This window comes from Moraxella haemolytica (assembly GCF_030177935.1).
GTDB lineage: Bacteria > Pseudomonadota > Gammaproteobacteria > Pseudomonadales > Moraxellaceae > Moraxella > Moraxella haemolytica.
The window spans coordinates 899,535-916,207 of sequence record NZ_CP089974.1 but is presented as its reverse complement, the minus strand read 5'-3'; the positions used below and the strand labels follow the sequence as shown (position 1 = coordinate 916,207).

The 16,673-nt window shown below is 41.0% G+C and carries 15 protein-coding genes; 10 read left to right on the top strand and 5 right to left on the bottom strand.

What is annotated here, in order from left to right; translation table 11 throughout:
- Positions 1-88: 88 nt before the first annotated feature.
- On the top strand, positions 89-676 hold the full coding sequence (ruvC, locus tag LU276_RS04315; protein ID WP_284674410.1) for a crossover junction endodeoxyribonuclease RuvC: 588 nt from the start codon (positions 89-91) through the stop codon (positions 674-676).
- A 117-nt stretch (positions 677-793) separates the two neighbouring features.
- Here the strand turns inward: ruvC and LU276_RS04310 are convergent, their stop codons facing one another.
- Positions 794-1,588, bottom strand: a complete 795-nt coding sequence (locus tag LU276_RS04310) for an META domain-containing protein (protein ID WP_284674409.1) — start codon at positions 1,586-1,588, stop codon at positions 794-796.
- Between the two features lie 227 nt (positions 1,589-1,815).
- Here LU276_RS04310 and LU276_RS04305 point away from each other — a divergent pair, with 227 nt between their 5' ends.
- The gene (locus LU276_RS04305; RefSeq protein WP_284674408.1) at positions 1,816-2,481 is read left to right on the top strand and encodes a TerD family protein; all 666 of its coding nucleotides are present in this window, start codon (positions 1,816-1,818) and stop codon (positions 2,479-2,481) included.
- A 152-nt stretch (positions 2,482-2,633) separates the two neighbouring features.
- On the opposite strand, the gene leuA is transcribed toward LU276_RS04305, so the two are convergent.
- Positions 2,634-4,376 carry a 2-isopropylmalate synthase gene (gene leuA, locus LU276_RS04300; protein WP_284674407.1) on the bottom strand — a complete coding sequence of 581 codons (1,743 nt, stop codon included), beginning with the start codon at positions 4,374-4,376 and terminating at the stop codon, positions 2,634-2,636.
- Positions 4,377-4,556: 180 nt separating this feature from the next.
- On the opposite strand from leuA, the gene LU276_RS04295 reads away from it, so the two are divergent.
- From LU276_RS04295 to LU276_RS04275, 5 genes are read left to right on the top strand one after another with little or no spacing between them, the layout of a single operon-like run.
- Complete coding sequence (locus tag LU276_RS04295) at positions 4,557-5,024, top strand: Lrp/AsnC family transcriptional regulator (RefSeq protein WP_284674406.1); 468 nt, start codon at positions 4,557-4,559, stop codon at positions 5,022-5,024.
- Between the two features lie 52 nt (positions 5,025-5,076).
- Positions 5,077-6,633: a phosphoethanolamine transferase gene (locus LU276_RS04290; RefSeq protein ID WP_284674405.1), complete on the top strand. Its 1,557-nt coding sequence runs from the start codon at positions 5,077-5,079 to the stop codon at positions 6,631-6,633.
- Between the two features lie 13 nt (positions 6,634-6,646).
- Positions 6,647-8,266 carry a glycosyltransferase family 2 protein gene (locus tag LU276_RS04285; RefSeq protein WP_284674404.1) on the top strand — a complete coding sequence of 540 codons (1,620 nt, stop codon included), beginning with the start codon at positions 6,647-6,649 and terminating at the stop codon, positions 8,264-8,266.
- A gap of 1 nt (position 8,267) precedes the next feature.
- Positions 8,268-9,698 (top strand): mannose-1-phosphate guanylyltransferase/mannose-6-phosphate isomerase, encoded by a 1,431-nt coding sequence (locus LU276_RS04280; RefSeq protein WP_284674403.1) that lies wholly within the window; start codon positions 8,268-8,270, stop codon positions 9,696-9,698.
- Entirely contained in the window at positions 9,685-10,515 is an 831-nt protein-coding gene (locus LU276_RS04275) for a glycosyltransferase family 32 protein (protein ID WP_284674402.1), read from the top strand. The genes LU276_RS04280 and LU276_RS04275 overlap by 14 nt, the downstream gene beginning before the upstream one ends.
- Positions 10,516-10,577: 62 nt before the next feature.
- Here the strand turns inward: LU276_RS04275 and glnE are convergent, their stop codons facing one another.
- Positions 10,578-13,370, bottom strand: a complete 2,793-nt coding sequence (gene glnE / locus LU276_RS04270; RefSeq protein ID WP_284674580.1) for a bifunctional [glutamate--ammonia ligase]-adenylyl-L-tyrosine phosphorylase/[glutamate--ammonia-ligase] adenylyltransferase — start codon at positions 13,368-13,370, stop codon at positions 10,578-10,580.
- A 117-nt stretch (positions 13,371-13,487) separates the two neighbouring features.
- Between glnE and tusD the strand changes: the two genes are divergently transcribed.
- The 3 genes from tusD to LU276_RS04255 all read left to right on the top strand — a co-directional run bounded on the left by tusD (position 13,488) and on the right by LU276_RS04255 (position 14,581).
- The gene (gene tusD, locus LU276_RS04265) at positions 13,488-13,868 is read left to right on the top strand and encodes a sulfurtransferase complex subunit TusD (protein WP_284674401.1); all 381 of its coding nucleotides are present in this window, start codon (positions 13,488-13,490) and stop codon (positions 13,866-13,868) included.
- An 80-nt stretch (positions 13,869-13,948) separates the two neighbouring features.
- Positions 13,949-14,257 carry a hypothetical protein gene (locus LU276_RS04260; protein ID WP_284674400.1) on the top strand — a complete coding sequence of 103 codons (309 nt, stop codon included), beginning with the start codon at positions 13,949-13,951 and terminating at the stop codon, positions 14,255-14,257.
- On the top strand, positions 14,258-14,581 hold the full coding sequence (locus tag LU276_RS04255; RefSeq protein WP_284674399.1) for a TusE/DsrC/DsvC family sulfur relay protein: 324 nt from the start codon (positions 14,258-14,260) through the stop codon (positions 14,579-14,581). It abuts the gene before it with no gap.
- A gap of 8 nt (positions 14,582-14,589) precedes the next feature.
- Here LU276_RS04255 and LU276_RS04250 read toward each other — a convergent pair whose 3' ends face one another.
- Positions 14,590-15,123: a tRNA (cytidine(34)-2'-O)-methyltransferase gene (locus LU276_RS04250; RefSeq protein ID WP_284674398.1), complete on the bottom strand. Its 534-nt coding sequence runs from the start codon at positions 15,121-15,123 to the stop codon at positions 14,590-14,592.
- Positions 15,124-15,464: 341 nt separating this feature from the next.
- Positions 15,465-16,670, bottom strand: coding sequence for a radical SAM family heme chaperone HemW (gene hemW / locus LU276_RS04245; RefSeq protein WP_284674397.1), 1,206 nt, complete (start codon positions 16,668-16,670; stop codon positions 15,465-15,467).
- Positions 16,671-16,673: the final 3 nt, after the last annotated feature.

Here is a 16,673-nt window from a genome sequence, read left to right as displayed (position 1 = left end):
CAAGCCACACACCCAAAGTTTTTTTAATTTTTGTACAGCAAGGCATAACTGCCACCTGCCTCACTCACTAACATATTACACACCCATTATGACCATCATCATCGGCATAGATCCCGGCTCACGCATGACAGGCTACGGCATCGTTGACGCTACCGCCGACAAACTGACCTATTTAGATGCAGGTACGATTCGCACAGACAGTAGCGATATGCCCAATCGCATTGCACAGATTTTTGGCGGTATTTCACGCATCGTCCAACACCATCAAAAATACAGCAATCAACCCATGCACGCCGCCATTGAACAAGTATTCATGGCAAGCAACCCTGATTCTGCCTTAAAACTTGGACAAGCTCGTGGGGCTGCTATTGCCGCCTTAACTGCACTGAATTTGAGCGTCTCAGAATATACCGCCCGCCAAATAAAACAGGCAGTGTGTGGCTATGGGGCCGCCGAAAAAGAACAAATCTCAGCGATGGTTTGTCGTATTTTATCATTAGAAATTGTTCCGCAAGCCGATGCCGCTGACGGCTTGGCGTGTGCCATCTGCCACGCTCATTCTAGCCATTCCATGCATAAACTTTTAGGCAATACCGCTCTACTTGGACGCAGTGCTTCTAAGAAAAAAGGTCGTTGGCGATTATCCGAAGAAGATGCATTACACCTAAAAACCTAACCCACTCTCTGAAAAATCATAGCAACCAACAAATCATCCTTAAAAACAAAAAAAACACCTAAAATTATGAGGTGCTTTTTTGTTTTTAATATAAAAGTACTACCTGCTAATCATGGATTACTCAACAAGAGACGACTCCACCACACCGTCATAAATATACACAGGGGTATCATGCGTGGCAGTGTTGCCATAGGCTTTTAAGCGGATAATCTGACTAAGGCTTAGGTCATGTTTGTAGCCTTCAATCTTACCATCAAAATATCGCCAAGCACCCGCTCCAATTTTTACCCCATAGTTATCATAGCGTATATTACGGACTTTTAAGCATTCTTGGGTATTATTGGCACAGACGACAGGCTTGGCATCAATCTCCCAATACAGTATGACAGATTCGCCGTATAGCAGGTCAGGCTTTCGCTTTCCTTGCCAAAGTGAAGATTTGCCACGACTACTGATGGCGAGTGTCGCCTGCGTGGCCTGTTTATCTGTGGATATAAAATTCAGTTTTGCTGATTCAAGCGATGTAATGAGTGCATTTTCTGCTTGATGTAGCGAGCTTTCACAGGACTTTCGTGTGGCGATAAGACTTGTTTTGTCTAATGACAAAAGACCATCACTGAGTGTAAATTCACCCAAATGTCTATTACAGCCCACACTAAAGGCAAGTTGATTACCCTTAAAATCAAGGATTGTGTTCGCCAAAAATGGCACCACTTCCTTATCTTCAGTTCGTATCAACTGCCAGTCATATTGAGCAAGCATTTGATTGGTCGGCACAACTGTAGTATCATCCACCGAATCTTTGGCAGTAGCAATGCTGGTTGCATGAATGGTATCATGTGCCTGACAGCCTGCAAGTAGAGCAGATAGCATCAATGGGGCTAAGCTGTATTTGATAAAACTGGTTTTCATGATGGATGCTAATTTTGCCTAAAGATATGGGGTTTTTGTAGTGTAGCATGACCAAATGATTGGCTATGTTAGTTTTTAGTTAATATCGTTGTATTTTTATAATGTTTATATCATCAAATCTTTATCTTTTTAAACAAGCCCACATTAAATTTAAGCACACAACTAAACTTGTTGAGATTGATTGGGAAAATTTGCTACAATAGCTTAAATTTTCAATGGATAGTTTCATGACCCAGTCCAACTTTGACAAGCCTTTAAAGACCTTTTTTGAACCCAAAACCTTAAGAGAACTTGATAGTACAGGACATATCTTAATTCCGTCCATACGCTATGAAGAAACCAAAATCCCCAAACAAGGATTAAAAAAATATCTCGCTTACCTACCCGCCATCAGCAAACAGCCCATCTCCATGGATATTGACATGGGCTGTGTGCTACTTAATCAGGCAGGAGAAGTGGTGGACTGTGTACATTATGGGCAGATACGAACCGAAGATGCCAGCGTCCGTCATGGTGGCGATGCACTGGTTGGAGCAATAGAGTTTGAAGATAAATTTATTAATCAAGAACAAATCAGCATATATCTAGATAAACTAGCCGATAACATTCATCATATTGCTATTGTTATTTCAAGTTACCATAAGCATTCATTACATCTTAGCAATAAAGGCGTCGCTGAGCTTAGAGACAATGACGACATTCTGCTACATGAGATTGAACTACCATCTTTGGATAAAGACACGCAGGCAATCATCGCTTGGCACCTAAAAAAAGACAATGATGATTGGGTGGTGCATTCTCCGTTAACACCCATTAAGCATGATGATTTGGCAAAAATCCTACACAGTATCAAAGATGTGCTAAATCTGACCGGTCCATCTGGTATGAATTGATTGTCTTACAATCAAGAGCAGACTTTTGGTCTGCTTTTTTATGGCTTATTTAGACATATGATTTGATAAACCCATCAAATAAAATCAGCACGATTTTGTCATAATCATGCTGATTTTATTTGTACTTTATGGGTGTTTTATGCGATGGATCGTTACCACGCCTGCGATAATGCCGACAAGACCGCTTTTAGCATGGACGAGACGGTACTATGACACATACCAATGCCTGAATAGACCTTGCCAGATACATTAAGCTGTACATATGATGCTGCTGCCGAATGTGTTTGGTTGTCGCCAAGCTCATCATCTAGCACACTTGGTGTGGCTTTGGTGTTGATGGCGTGCTCGCTATAATTGGTTACATGAATTTGCTTACCTGTTGCCTTGATTAACCCATCAATAAACGCTGATAACGCCCCATTGCCTCGCCCCATGATTTCCAACACTTCCTCTGGTGTGGCGACTTGACCATTAAAGGAAACCTCCCCACCTTTGTTATTGATTTGGTAATCACTCAATTCAAAAACATCTTGGGTCAAGAAAGTACGAGTAAAAATATCAAGAAGCTCATCGGTTTTTAATTCACGAGCCAACACTTCTGTTTCACTTTGCACCACTTTTGCAAAGTCAATCTGCGTCCAGCGAGGCAAATCAAAGCCATAATGGCGTTGTAGGATATAAGCCACCCCGCCTTTACCAGATTGGCTATTGATACGCACCACATCTTGATAACTGCGTCCAATATGCACAGGGTCAATGGGCAGATATGCCACATCCCAATGTTGCTCAGTCTCTGGGTGAGCCTCGTTATAATCCAAGCTCTTTTTGATGGCGTCTTGATGCGACCCACTAAACGCCGTAAATACAAGCTCTCCCACATAGGCGTGGCGTGGGTGAATTGGCAAATTGGTGCAATCTGTTACCACTTGAGCGATTTCACTCACTTGCGACAAATCAAGCTCTGGATCTACTCCTTGCGTGTACAAATTCATCGCCATCGTCAAGATATCCATGTTGCCTGTACGCTCACCATTCCCCAAAAGCGTCCCTTCCACACGGTCCGCCCCCGCCATCAGACCCAGTTCACTCGCTGCAACACCACAACCTCTGTCATTATGCGTATGCAAGCTAATGATGACATCTTTACGACTAGGCAAATGACGGCAGAAATACTCAATCTGGTCGGCATATAAGTTTGGCGTGCTTGCCTCAACGGTGGCAGGTAAGTTCAAAATCACTTTTTGACCATTATTAGGCTGCCACACATCACATACCGCCTGACATACCTCTATGGCAAAATCGGTCTCGGTCTGACTAAAGCTTTCTGGACTATACTGAAAAGTCCATTCAGTATCAGGATAGCGTTTAGCAATATTTTTTAGCAAAGTCGCCCCATTAACCGCAATCGCTTTAATGCCTTCTTTATCAAGTTGATAGACCTTATCTCTTTGTACTTTTGAGGTGGAATTATAAACATGGACAATGGCTTTTTTGGCACCTTTTAAGCTCTCAAAGGTGCGTTCAATCAAATGCTCACGAGCCTGCACCAAGACCTGCAAGGTAACATCCTCAGGCACATGACCGCCTTCAATTAGCAAGCGGGTAAAATCAAACTCCACTTGAGCAGCAGAAGGAAAACCAATTTCAATTTCTTTAAAACCGACCGCCACAAGCAGTTTAAAAAACCTTAATTTTTGCTCGATGGTCATGGGGTCAATCAAGGCTTGGTTGCCATCTCGCAAATCCACACTTGCCCAAATGGGTGCTTTTTCTATGCGTTTATCGCACCAAGTACGGTCAAGAATGTGCGGTGCAAATTCAAAAGGACGATACTTTGTAAAATCAAAGGCTGGATTTTTTGGGATGATGCTAGGGGTATTGGCAGATTGACTCATGGCTGATTTTCCTGCATATAATCATATTAAAAAAAGAAATCACTAGACTAATTATATTAGCAAATTTTCACACCAATTTTTACCAATTTTACAAAAATTTTTTATAATTTTTATCAAAATTAACCAAAAATACTATTTTTTATAGTAAAATTCACTAAAAATCACCACATCAACATCATCATGACTAATACCATTATCTTAGATACCACCGACCGCAAGATTTTAAAACTCTTAACCGATAACGCACGCCTACCTGTAGCAGAGATTAGCGAGAGCATTAGCCTATCAGCCACGCCTGTGGTTCGCCGAATCAAACGCTTAGAAGAGCTGGGCATCATCACAGGCTATCACGCCCACACCAGCCCTACCAAACTTGGCTACACGCTGTCAGTATTTGTGGCGGTGAGTATGGATAAACATACTGCCGAACGATTTGACGAGTTTGAAAATCATATCCAAGCCTTTGATGAGGTGGTGTCATGCAGTTTAGTAACAGGACGCACAGAGGACTACCTACTCAAAGTCATGGTCAAAGACATGGCACATTATGAAGAATTTTTACTACATCGCCTAAGCAAAATTGAAGGTGTCAGCCAGTTACATACCAGTTTTGAACTGCGTGAAGTGTTTCGTAGAGATGTGCTATAATATTTAAGTAATTATTATCCCAACTCTTTGTATATAAGGGAGCGTCACCAAAGTGACCCTGTTTCATTTAACAGCACCAAAGAAATATCAAAAACTCAAAAATTACGGTATTTTTATACTTACTTTTTTGTTTGCTGTATTGATTTGTTGGGCAACAACAGGCGGTAGCCCACGCTTTCATGATATTTTATTATTCTGGGTGATTTGGAATACATTGTGGCTAAAGCCCATTATTTTTAAAATAGCAAGCCCCTTAATGCTAACATGGATTTTGTACGCTCCCTTAGGTACTCAATATGGCTACCCCAACTCTGGCATGATTGCTTCTTTGTTTGAAACAACAAGCAACGAAGCATTAGAGTTCTTTGACGCAACCGCCGTTCTTTATTTTATTGTTGCAATATTATCAACATTATTAACCTATCATTTAACCAAAAATATCACCGCCACCAGCAAACAAAGAAAATTTTTTAACTATTTTGCACTCATTCTACTGGCATTATTTTTGGCAAATATGTTATCTATTAAACACAAACGCATTCACTGGGGCTATTCTGAGCTACTAAGCATCTTCCCTCACACCATCACACAATATAAATTTTATGCTGTCCATAAAGAAAAAATGAAGCAACTTAGCAAGATTAATGATGATTGGGAAGTTGTTGATTTTAAGCCTGCCTATCAAGACTATATACTGATATTGGGCGAAAGTGCGTCAAAGCATTATTTATCCGCCTATGGCTACCCTGTGGATACATCACCCTTTTTAAAACAAGTTCATGGTACACAATACAATGGCTTAATCAGTCCTGCAAGCTATACCATTCATGCCATTCCACGCTTATTGACAGTTCCTAGCGAACAAAATGTTGAATATCAAAATAACATTTTAAGTCTGGCAAATAAATTAGGTATGCAGACTTACTGGCTCTCCAATCAAGATAAAATGGGCAAGTTCAATAATGAAATCTCATACATTGCTTCTCATGCCCAAACAAGCTACTATTTGAGCGAAGAAGCCCCTACCAGTACTCGATATGATTATCAATTATTGCCAAAAATCCAAGCAATATTAGCAACCCCATCAAATCATCCTAGATTCATCGTGGTGCATTTAATGGGTTCGCACGCTCGTTTTTCTAGACGAGTGGATAATAACAAAGCACATTTTAACTTCAAAAATAATCATTTATCTGCTTATTTATCCAGTATATTACAAACTGATATGCTATTAAAAGACATACATCAATCCTTGATTCAAAATCAAAAACCTTTTAGTATGATTTATGTGTCAGACCATGGGCTACTGCCAACATCTTTAAAGCACGGCATATCGCAATTTAGCTTGCAAGTTCCGCTATTTAAAATATCCAGTAACGATACCCACAAGACGGTCAATGACGACATCATCTCTGGTTTTAGCTTTGTTTGGTTTTTAACCGAATGGCTAGGGGTTGATACACAAAATCAAAAGCAAAATGAATTTCTTAACGATTATCGCATGCACAGCTTAGAAGAGATAAAGATTTTTGATGATTCTATTAAACCATACTTATCCGTAGAGCCATTCAATGGCGATTTATTACAACCAAGTGAAAATGAATATTAAATAAGGCATATATATGAAATACAAATTATCTGTAGTCATGATTGTCAAAAATGAAGCCAGAAATTTAGCAATCAGCCTGCCCGCCCTAGATGACTTGGCAGATGAAATCATCATTTTGGATAGTGGTAGTACTGATAACAGCCGTGAAATTGCCGAAAAGTACGGAGCAAAATGGTATGTTAATACCGACTGGCAAGGCTTTGGTAAACAACGCCAAATCGCCCAAAGCTACGCCACAGGAGATTGGATTTTGGCAATTGATGCCGATGAAGAAATCACAGCTGAATTAAAACAAAGTATTTTACAAGTCATTCAAAATAAGCCAGACCAGATTGTTTATGGCATAAGAAATATTGACTGCATATTTGGAAAAAATGAAATTGATGTGCCAAATTGGCGTATCAAATCTCATTGGCGATTGTACCCCAAGCACATTCAATTTAATGATAACGCAGTCCACGAATCTTTGGTTTTATCGGATAAGATAGAAACACAAACATTATCTGGCTACGCACGCCATCACACTGCCGAAAGCCCGCTATTTTGGTTAAATAAGCGGTTAAGCTATGCTTTAACTTGGGCAGAAGAAAAATTCCAACATGGTAAAGATGCTTCTTTTTCTTCTATTTTAACACATACGATTGGGGCGTTTTTTAAGCAATATTTACTTGATGGTCGATTCTTAAAGGGGAAGTATGGATATTTATATGCCTTATTATTCATGCAATACACCTTTAATAAATATGCAATTTTATACGATTTAAAGCACAATCAAGCAGAACGGGCGTTTTTAGATTATAATGAACTCACCAAACAACAGCGACCTGTGGACTTATCACAAAAGAAAAGTACACTCTCTTTGGTCATGATTACCAAAAATGAAAGCAAGCATTTACAATCATGCCTAGATACAATACATGATATTGTTGATGAAATCATCATTTTAGATAGTGGTAGCACCGACCACACCAGACAAATCGCTGAGCAATATGGAGCAAAATGGTATGTTAATACCGACTGGCAAGGCTTTGGTAAACAACGCCAACTGGCACAAAGCTACGCAAGCAGTGATTATGTACTGGTATTAGATGCTGACGAAAGAGTTGATGGGTGCTTGCGTCAAGAAATTGTTGAAAAAGTCTTGAATTACCCCATTGAGCATGAAAAAGTCTTTTCGGTATCACGAGTTAATTTATTCTGCGGTGTAGAAACGCAGCCAAGATTTTGGAAAACCAACCGATTGGCTCGCATTTACGCTCGTGAAAAATTTCAATATTCCAGCTTGGAAGTGCATGAATCCCTAGATCAACAAGGTGTACCAAGCAAATTGTTGGCAGGATATTTGCCCCATATCACCAATGATAATCTGCACCATTTTTTATTTAAAAATGTCCGCTATAGCCATGATTGGGCGATTGAAGCATATAAGAAAGGCAAGAGGGTTAATATTCTCTCCATCTTTTGGCGAGCATGGTTTTCTTTCATCAAAATCTATTTAATACGGGGTGGTTTTTTATCAGGTACATACGGACTGATTCTTGCGATTGCCTCTTTTGGTTACACATTGGACAAATACCTCATGCTTTGGCAAATGAACAAGGACAATAACAATCAGCACATCAAGGAGCATTAAGGTGAATTCTGCAAATATCACCCCAGTAATCATGGCAGGTGGTAGTGGTACTAGACTATGGCCTCTATCAAGAACCAAATATCCAAAACAGTTTTTAACATTAGGACTAGATCAGCATACCCTATTGCAACAAACCGTACTACGCCTAAAAGAGCTTAATTGCACCGAGTTAATTTTAATCTGCAATGAAGAACACCGTTTTTTGGCAGCTGAGCAGATGCGTGAAATCGGTATTTCTGCAACCATCATTCTTGAGCCAACTGGTAAGAACACCGCTCCAGCTGTTGCTTTGGCGGCATTATATTTACAACGACAAAAAATTGATACAACCATGCTGGTTTTGGCAGCAGATCATGTCATCAAAGATGTAAACATACTGCATCAAAGCATCTTGCACGCCACTCAGCTTGCCCAACAAGGCAGCATGGTTACTTTTGGCATCACACCTACCCACCCCGAAATAGGCTATGGCTATATTAAACAAGGCAAACCTTTACTAAATGGCTTTTGTGTTGATAAATTCGTGGAGAAACCTACTTATGCCACCGCACAAAGCTATCTACAAAGTGGGGATTTTCTTTGGAATAGCGGTATGTTTATGTTTAAGGCGGACAAGTATTTACAAGAATTAGCAACATACGCACCAGACATATTTGACTGTTGTTCGCAAGCGATAAGCACCACCAAGGCAGACTTTGATTTTATTCGTATTGATCAATCTATTTTTGAAATGTGTCGTTCTGAATCCATTGATTATGCCATCATGGAACATACTCAAAACGCCACTACGGTAACTTTGGATGCAGGATGGAGCGATGTGGGTTCATGGTCAGCACTGTGGGATATTCAACAAAAAAATGATGATGGCAATGTTATTATTGGCGATGTCATCGCTCATCGCAGCCACAATAACTATATTCATGGCGAAAATCGCTTGATTACCCTAGTTGGCGTTGATAATTTGATTGTGGTTGAGACCAAAGATGCCGTCTTGGTTGCCAATAAAGACAACACTCAAGACATTAAAGGTATCGTTGAGCATATCAAAGATAAGGGTCGCCAAGAACACGACATTCATCGTGAAATCTACCGACCATGGGGAAAATATGACAGCATCGATGCTTCAGATCGCTATCAGGTCAAACGCATCACTGTAAACCCAAATCAAAAATTATCATTACAAATGCACCACCACCGCTCAGAACACTGGATTGTAGTAAAAGGCACAGCCAAAATCCACAAGGGGGACGAAAGTTTTTTATTAACCGAAAATCAGTCAGTGTACATTCCGCTTGGAGAAATCCACGCCCTAGAAAACCCCGGTATCCTGCCCTTAGAGTTGATTGAAGTACAATCAGGCAGTTATCTTGGGGAAGATGATATTGTTCGTTTCAGTGACATTTATGGTAGAGAAAATAATGGCAATTCCTAAAATCATTCATCAAACCTATAAAACCGAAAAATTACCACAAACAATACAACCCATCGTTGCTGAGTTAAAACAGAAGAACCCCGATTGGGATTATCGGTTTTATGATGATGAGGCTGTTTTGGCATACATTAAAAAACACGACAACGGTCGAATTCTGCAAGCATATCAACGCATTAACCCTGTGTATGGTGCCGCCAAAGCCGATCTATTTCGTTATTTGGTACTATATCATGAGGGCGGTGTTTATCTGGATATCAAAAGCACTTGCGTTCACCCCCTAAATGAGGTCATCAAACCAAATGACACTTTTATCGTTACCCAATGGCAAAATGAAATCGGACAAGCCGAAGAAGGTATTGGTAAATTCTTGTATATAACAGAAAATCTTGGCATTAAAAATGGCGAATATCAACAATGGTTCATTATTTGTGAGAAACACTCTCCAATCATGAAACATGTACTTGATTCGGTCGTGGATAACATCTTAAACTACCGTGCTTGGCACTATGGTTTCCATAGCTATGGTAAGCGTGGTGTTCTTTTTGTAACAGGTCCTGTTGCCTACACCAAAGCCGTTCATGAAGTTCAAAACTTACACCCCATTCGTTTTGTGCGTTTTGACAAAGAAATTGGCTTTGTGTACAGTGCTTTGGAGTCTAGCACTGCACACACCAAGATTCTAAAAGGCCATTATGCCAGACATAAGGGATATATTGTCAATCAAGGCTACTGGATAAATTTTTTATCCACCATTTATATTGCCAGCACCAGACTGTGCAAAAACACATTAAAGTCTCTAGGTGTATTTAAAGAATAGAAAGCAGATTGATGGGTATTGTTGGTCAATAATCGGTTTGCTGTCAATAACCTAGCAAGCTACTACGCCATCAAAACACGCTCCCAAACTTCTCGTACGAACGCCCTACTCTCCTGCCATACTTCATCATCAACGATGACTTGTTTGTCAGACAGGGCAAGTTCATGCGTGGTCTTACGCAGTAGTAGATAAGTTTGGGTGAGTTTATCGCACCATTTTTCACTCATCAGCTCCGTCTTTGCCACTTCTTCAAAGATACGCACATTATCCGACCATATGGCAAGATTTGGATACACATGAGCATAAGACAATACCATAAACTGTGCCAAGAACTCAATATCAACCAAACCACCAAAATCTTGCTTAATATGAAACTGATGGTTTTTGGTGTCTTGTGTACCTAGATGACTTTGCATTTTTTGTCGCATATTTAGTACTTCTTGGCGTACTTGGGCAAGCTCTCTGGGTCTGGTGAGAATGGCTTGGCGAATCTCATCAAACGCAGCCAACACCATTTTATCACCAGCAACCCCCCTTGCTCTTACCAGTGCTTGATGTTCCCACGCCCACGCCTTATGCTGTTGATACAGCTCAAAGGCGTGTACCGACACCACCATCACGCCTGCATTGCCAGATGGTCGAAGGCGAACATCTAATTCATAAGCACGGCCATCACGGGTTTGGGTGGTTAGATAGCTAAGCACTTTTTGTACCAAACGAGAAGCAAACTTCATGCCACTCACCGCCTTCACCCCATCGGTATCCGCCTTTTCATCAATATTGTGCAAAAATACCACATCCAAATCCGAAGTATAAGACATCTCAATACCGCCAAGCTTTCCATAGCCAATCACCGCAAAGCCCGAATGTTCGCTATTAGCTCGCTCACCTGTTTGCAATAGTGGATAGCCATGCTTATGCGTCAGCTCATCAAAAGCACGCCTTACCGCTGATTCTAGTACCACTTCAGCAATAAAAGTCAGGCTATCAGAGACTTTCATAATATGTCTTAGTCCCAAAACATCAGCGGTTGCAACTGCCAAGACCTGTGTTTTTTTGAATAATCGGACATTCGCCAAATAACTTTCATCATCAAATCGCTCCACCCTAAGCAAGCCTTGACGCAAAATATCAGTCAGCTCTGCCTTATTGGGCAAATGCAGATAGCGTTTTTGTAAAAAATTATCCAGTAGCATCGGATATAAGGCAAGCTCTTTGGCAATCCAATGACTTGCCGAAAGCATGGGGATAAGTGCCACAGTAGCATTCGGATTTTCTGCAATCATCACCAAATAAATTGAACGGCGACAAATGGATTCTAGCAGAACAATCAATCTTGGCACAGCGACATCAGCACGCTTAGCCCCATCACTTTTTGCATGCTCCAATAAAGCGTGTAAAATAATAGGATAGGCAGCATCAAGCCGTGATTTTGGCTCATCATCTAGGCTGGCTACAAGTTTAGACTGATTGAATTCACTCAACAGCTTCACGCTTTCATCACTTAGCACTGACTGTAAGGATTGCCAGATATCATCAACACTACCTAACTCTTGGGTGGGGCTTTGACGATCTGTTACCATGCGTTCAAACGGCACAGACACATTATCCCTATGTTCATCTAGCTTTTGACGAAAAGCACCAATCTCATCAAAACCCATCACCTTAGCGATGGCGAGTAAGGAGAGCTCATCTTGGGGCAGTCGTTGGGTTTGCTCGTCATTTCTGGCTTGAATGGCGTGTTCCAATCGCCTCAAGAAGCGATAGGCAGCAGACAGTTTTTCGGCTTCGGTATGCTCTAAATGCCCAAGCGATGACAACACCTCAATCCCTTTTAGACAGGATAAATTATCCCCAAGCACCGCCTGATGACCGCCATAGATCAGTGCAAACGCCTGTACGATAAACTCAATATCACGAATACCACCCACACCCAACTTAACATTATCCAAATCCTGCCTTTGGGTCTGCTGAGCCACAATCAACGATTTCATCTCTCGCAATGCTCCAAAAGCACTATAGTCAATATAATAGCGATAGACGAAGTTTTTACGCAAGTTAACCAGTTGATCAAAAAATGATGCAGAGACTTGATTAACCACTCTTGCCTTTAACCAAGCAAATCTCTCCCAAGTGCGTCCATGTTGATTAAAATACTTTTCTAAGGCACTGGCTGTCATGACCAATGCCGAACCATCACCCCATGGTCGCAGTCGCATATCCACCCGAAACACAAAACCATCTGCCGTTATTTCATCAAGCAGGCGAATCACGCCTCGCCCCAAATGAGTCATGAATTTTTGATTATCAATGCTTTTTTTGCCCATCTGACTGATATCAGTCTCACCTAGCCCTTTATGAATAAAGATTAAATCAATATCGCTAGATAAATTTAGCTCCATCGCTCCAAGTTTTCCCATGGCAATGATGGCAAATTCATCTACCTGTCTTTTTCCATCAACGATGGTCATCGGCACACCGTAGCGATGGGTGAGCTGATGATAGACATGGTCTTTGGCGATATTGATGCAGGCATTAGCAAAAACAGACAATTCACGCATAAGGTCATCAAGAGTGATTAGCCCAAGTGCATCTTGCCAAATCCACTTTAGCATGAGCATCTGTCGGCATCGTCTTAGCCCCATCATCACATTATCATCACCTTTGGTCATTGTGATGAATTGGTCAACCTGTTTTCTTAACTCATCATCACCAAGCTCATCAAATAATCCACATTGACCCAAGAATGACTGAGCATTTTTGGTGTGCTTATCGTATAAATCTTTAGCAAAAGGACTGGCTAGGGATAGAGTCTGCAACTGAGCTTCGGTTGGTATGAATACGGCTGTCGTCATGGCTATTTTTTTACGCAAATTAATTTTTCCCATTTTACACCAAAAATTACGCTATAATAAGCTTAATTTTTAAATCATACAGCAAAAAACATCCTATCAACAACCATTAGCCATACCATGACCACATTGTTACTTATTACCAATGCCCCGCACAGTCATAAAGCAAAACTCGCCCTAGATACCGCCAAAAAACTACTTGATGCAGGCAAATCCGTACAGGTATTTTTTTATGGCGATGGTGCTTATACCGCAAACCGCCTATTATGGCAGACCGCCGATGTAGTGAGTGTTGCTGATGAGTGGGTAAGGCTTGCACAGACGCACCGATTGCAATTACCTGTTTGTGTTAGTACCGCACTGGCACGAGGTATTACCGACACTCAAAATGCCACACGGCATGAACTAAATGGCGACAACCTACGCACACCCTTTTATCTAGTGGGACTATCCGAACTTGCCATGCAGATTGATGTTTGTGATGAAGTATTGCAGTTTTAATGGTGTTATTTAGCAGACAAGTCTAATACTTTTGGCTAGCAAAATAGCACCAAAATCAGATATTTATAACGGATAAAAAGATGAAATTTTTAATCACCATCAGTACTGATAGCGAGCTAATTAGCTATGAAGCAGTCGCTTTGGGATTCACTTTAGCAAGCTTTGACCATGAAGTGCAGTTTTATTTTACTGGTAATAGCCATCTAGCACTAAACGATAAACAGAGTCGTATCTATGGCATGGTGCAGTCACTTGAATTATATGACATTGCTAAAGCATGGACAGATTTTAGTCATGATACCATCTTTGATGAGATGATTGATGGTCTATTGCTACGCCTAGATGCACCACCAATGACGACAGATTTTGACAGCGTTTTGGAATTTTAAATGACAAGCACAACTCTACAACTAGACGGTGATGGTCATCTTACCGATCACAACACATGGACGCCAGCGGTAGCACAGGCTTTGGCAGATACGCTAGATATACAGTTAGGCGATATTCATTATCGCATCTTAGGCGAAGTGCGGGCATTTTTTGAAAAATACCATCACAGCCCAACCACTCGCCCACTCATCAAGCACTTAACTCAAGCATTGCCTACTGATGATATTAGCAATACCAAATTGCAACAACTCTTTAATACAGGGCTTGTGGCACGCCACATCAATCGCATCGCAGGATTGCCAAAACCGCCTAATTGTCTATAGAGCTACGCTTAATCAGAACGACTGGATAAACGGTGATAGCCAACACTCTCACCAACATCACCAACAAAACCCATCTGTCGCCAAAGTTCATATAAGCAAATAGATACCGAATTGGCAAGGTTTAGACTGCGAGACTGCGGCAACATGGGCAAGCGGAGCCAATTATCTACACCGATATCATCTCTAATCTTCGCTGGCAGACCATCAGTCTCAGAACCAAACACCATCGCAACACTTTCTTCTTGAGTAAGACTAAAATCATGCTCATAAAAGCTATGACTAAACTTGGTGGTCAATGCTACCACTTGGTCAACACCCATCTCATTTAGCATCTGACGACATACCCACCAGTCTTCATGCACTTTCAAATCAGCATATTCATGATAATCAAGCCCTGCTCGTTTTAGCTTGGTATCGTCAAGCTCAAAACCAAGCGGTTTAATTAAATGCAGTTTGGCTCCTGTATTGGCACACAGGCGAATGATATTGCCAGTGTTGTTGGGGATTTTTGGGGTAAATAGGATAATATGAATGGTTGACATAGTTATTATACAGGGTTAATCAAAATATTAATGATTTAAATTCACACAAAATATCATCAATATTCATGATAATCAGTGCAAGTTTGTCGGAACTTCTTGAAACTCAAGCCTAATTATAAAAGAAAATTATCATACAAAAATCAATCACCGCTACTGTTGCTATAATTTTTTGTTCTAACTGGTTGAACACCATGAAAAGTTGCGTTAAGGACATTTTTTGGAAGCTAGCGATGCCGTTATCAATGGTGCAAAAAAGTTTGACAAAAGATTGAACAAGCTCATCTCACAAAATACCAAAAAAAATTATTTTTCGGTATCCGTTGTTCATGTGATAGCACCAATCATAAAAATGAACGCACCAAATGATTTACATAGCGAAACCCCATGTTAGTTGGGCTAAGCAAGGTCGCATCATGCACCATAAAACCCTCATGCTGTAAGGGCAGTAGCTCATTATCAATGCTACTAACAAGCAGTCCTGTTCGCTCCTCAAACATCTGTGTTGTCGCACCATGCCTTAGCCTAAGGGCATTCATCATGAACTCAAAGGGCAGACTATCTTCGCTAACTTTCTCAAAGCCCACCATTTTTGGGGCATAGGATGGCATAAAATTCAGATAATCTTTAGGCAAACGAGACTTACTAAACCGATAAATACCATCTGCATGTTCAGCATGATTATATAGTGTTATTTTACCATGTGCACCTGCACCGATTGCCAGATAATCACCAAATTGCCAATAATTCATATTGTGATGACAAGGTCTGTCATTTGCCCCTACCCATGCTGAGACTTCATAATTATTAAAGCCTTGCTCAAGCAGATAACAACGCCCTGCCTCTTCAATGGATTCAAGCACTTCATCATCAGGCAAGGCAGGTGGTGAACGATAAAAAGCGGTGTTTGGTTCAATGGTTAGCTGATACCACGAAATGTGAGTCGCCCCCATCTGCACAGCGGTTTTTAAATCGTGAATGGCCATATTCGCATCTTGATTGGGTAGTCCATGCATCAAATCCACATTCACCCGCTCAAAACCCGCTTGTCTTGCTTGTTTAATGGCATTCATCGCCTGCATGGGATTATGGACACGCCCTAGCGTTTGCAATACCTTGTCATCAAAAGTCTGCACCCCAATAGACGCACGATTGATTCCAATGTGGCGATATGCCTCAAATGGTGAATGTTCAATCGTACTAGGATTGACCTCAAGCGTAATCTCACAATCTGGACGAAAATCATAAAGCTCTCGCAATGCATCAAACAGCCGTTTAAACTGCTCAGCAGGCAGTAGCGATGGCGTACCCCCACCGATAAACACAGATTCAATCTGCCTATCTTGCACAAAAGATAGCTGAGACTGGGCATCTGCAATCAAAGCATCTACATAATCAGCAAAAGGTGCTGATAACAGCGCGTTTTGGTCAGGGCTAGGCAAGGCGTGTGAATTAAAGTCACAGTATGGGCATTTTTTGATGCACCAAGGAATATGGATATATAGCGACAGCGGAATACGCTTGGGTTGTAGCTCTAACAATGGGTTCATTAG

Coding starts and splice junctions, on each gene's coding strand:
- ruvC (WP_284674410.1), top strand. CDS start 89: ATGACCATCATCATCGGCATAGATCCCGGCTCACGCATGACAGGCTAC.
- LU276_RS04310 (WP_284674409.1), bottom strand. CDS start 1,588: ATGAAAACCAGTTTTATCAAATACAGCTTAGCCCCATTGATGCTATCT.
- LU276_RS04305 (WP_284674408.1), top strand. CDS start 1,816: ATGACCCAGTCCAACTTTGACAAGCCTTTAAAGACCTTTTTTGAACCC.
- leuA (WP_284674407.1), bottom strand. CDS start 4,376: ATGAGTCAATCTGCCAATACCCCTAGCATCATCCCAAAAAATCCAGCC.
- LU276_RS04295 (WP_284674406.1), top strand. CDS start 4,557: ATGACTAATACCATTATCTTAGATACCACCGACCGCAAGATTTTAAAA.
- LU276_RS04285 (WP_284674404.1), top strand. CDS start 6,647: ATGAAATACAAATTATCTGTAGTCATGATTGTCAAAAATGAAGCCAGA.
- LU276_RS04275 (WP_284674402.1), top strand. CDS start 9,685: ATGGCAATTCCTAAAATCATTCATCAAACCTATAAAACCGAAAAATTA.
- glnE (WP_284674580.1), bottom strand. CDS start 13,370: ATGACGACAGCCGTATTCATACCAACCGAAGCTCAGTTGCAGACTCTA.
- tusD (WP_284674401.1), top strand. CDS start 13,488: ATGACCACATTGTTACTTATTACCAATGCCCCGCACAGTCATAAAGCA.
- LU276_RS04260 (WP_284674400.1), top strand. CDS start 13,949: ATGAAATTTTTAATCACCATCAGTACTGATAGCGAGCTAATTAGCTAT.
- LU276_RS04255 (WP_284674399.1), top strand. CDS start 14,258: ATGACAAGCACAACTCTACAACTAGACGGTGATGGTCATCTTACCGAT.
- LU276_RS04250 (WP_284674398.1), bottom strand. CDS start 15,123: ATGTCAACCATTCATATTATCCTATTTACCCCAAAAATCCCCAACAAC.
- hemW (WP_284674397.1), bottom strand. CDS start 16,670: ATGAACCCATTGTTAGAGCTACAACCCAAGCGTATTCCGCTGTCGCTA.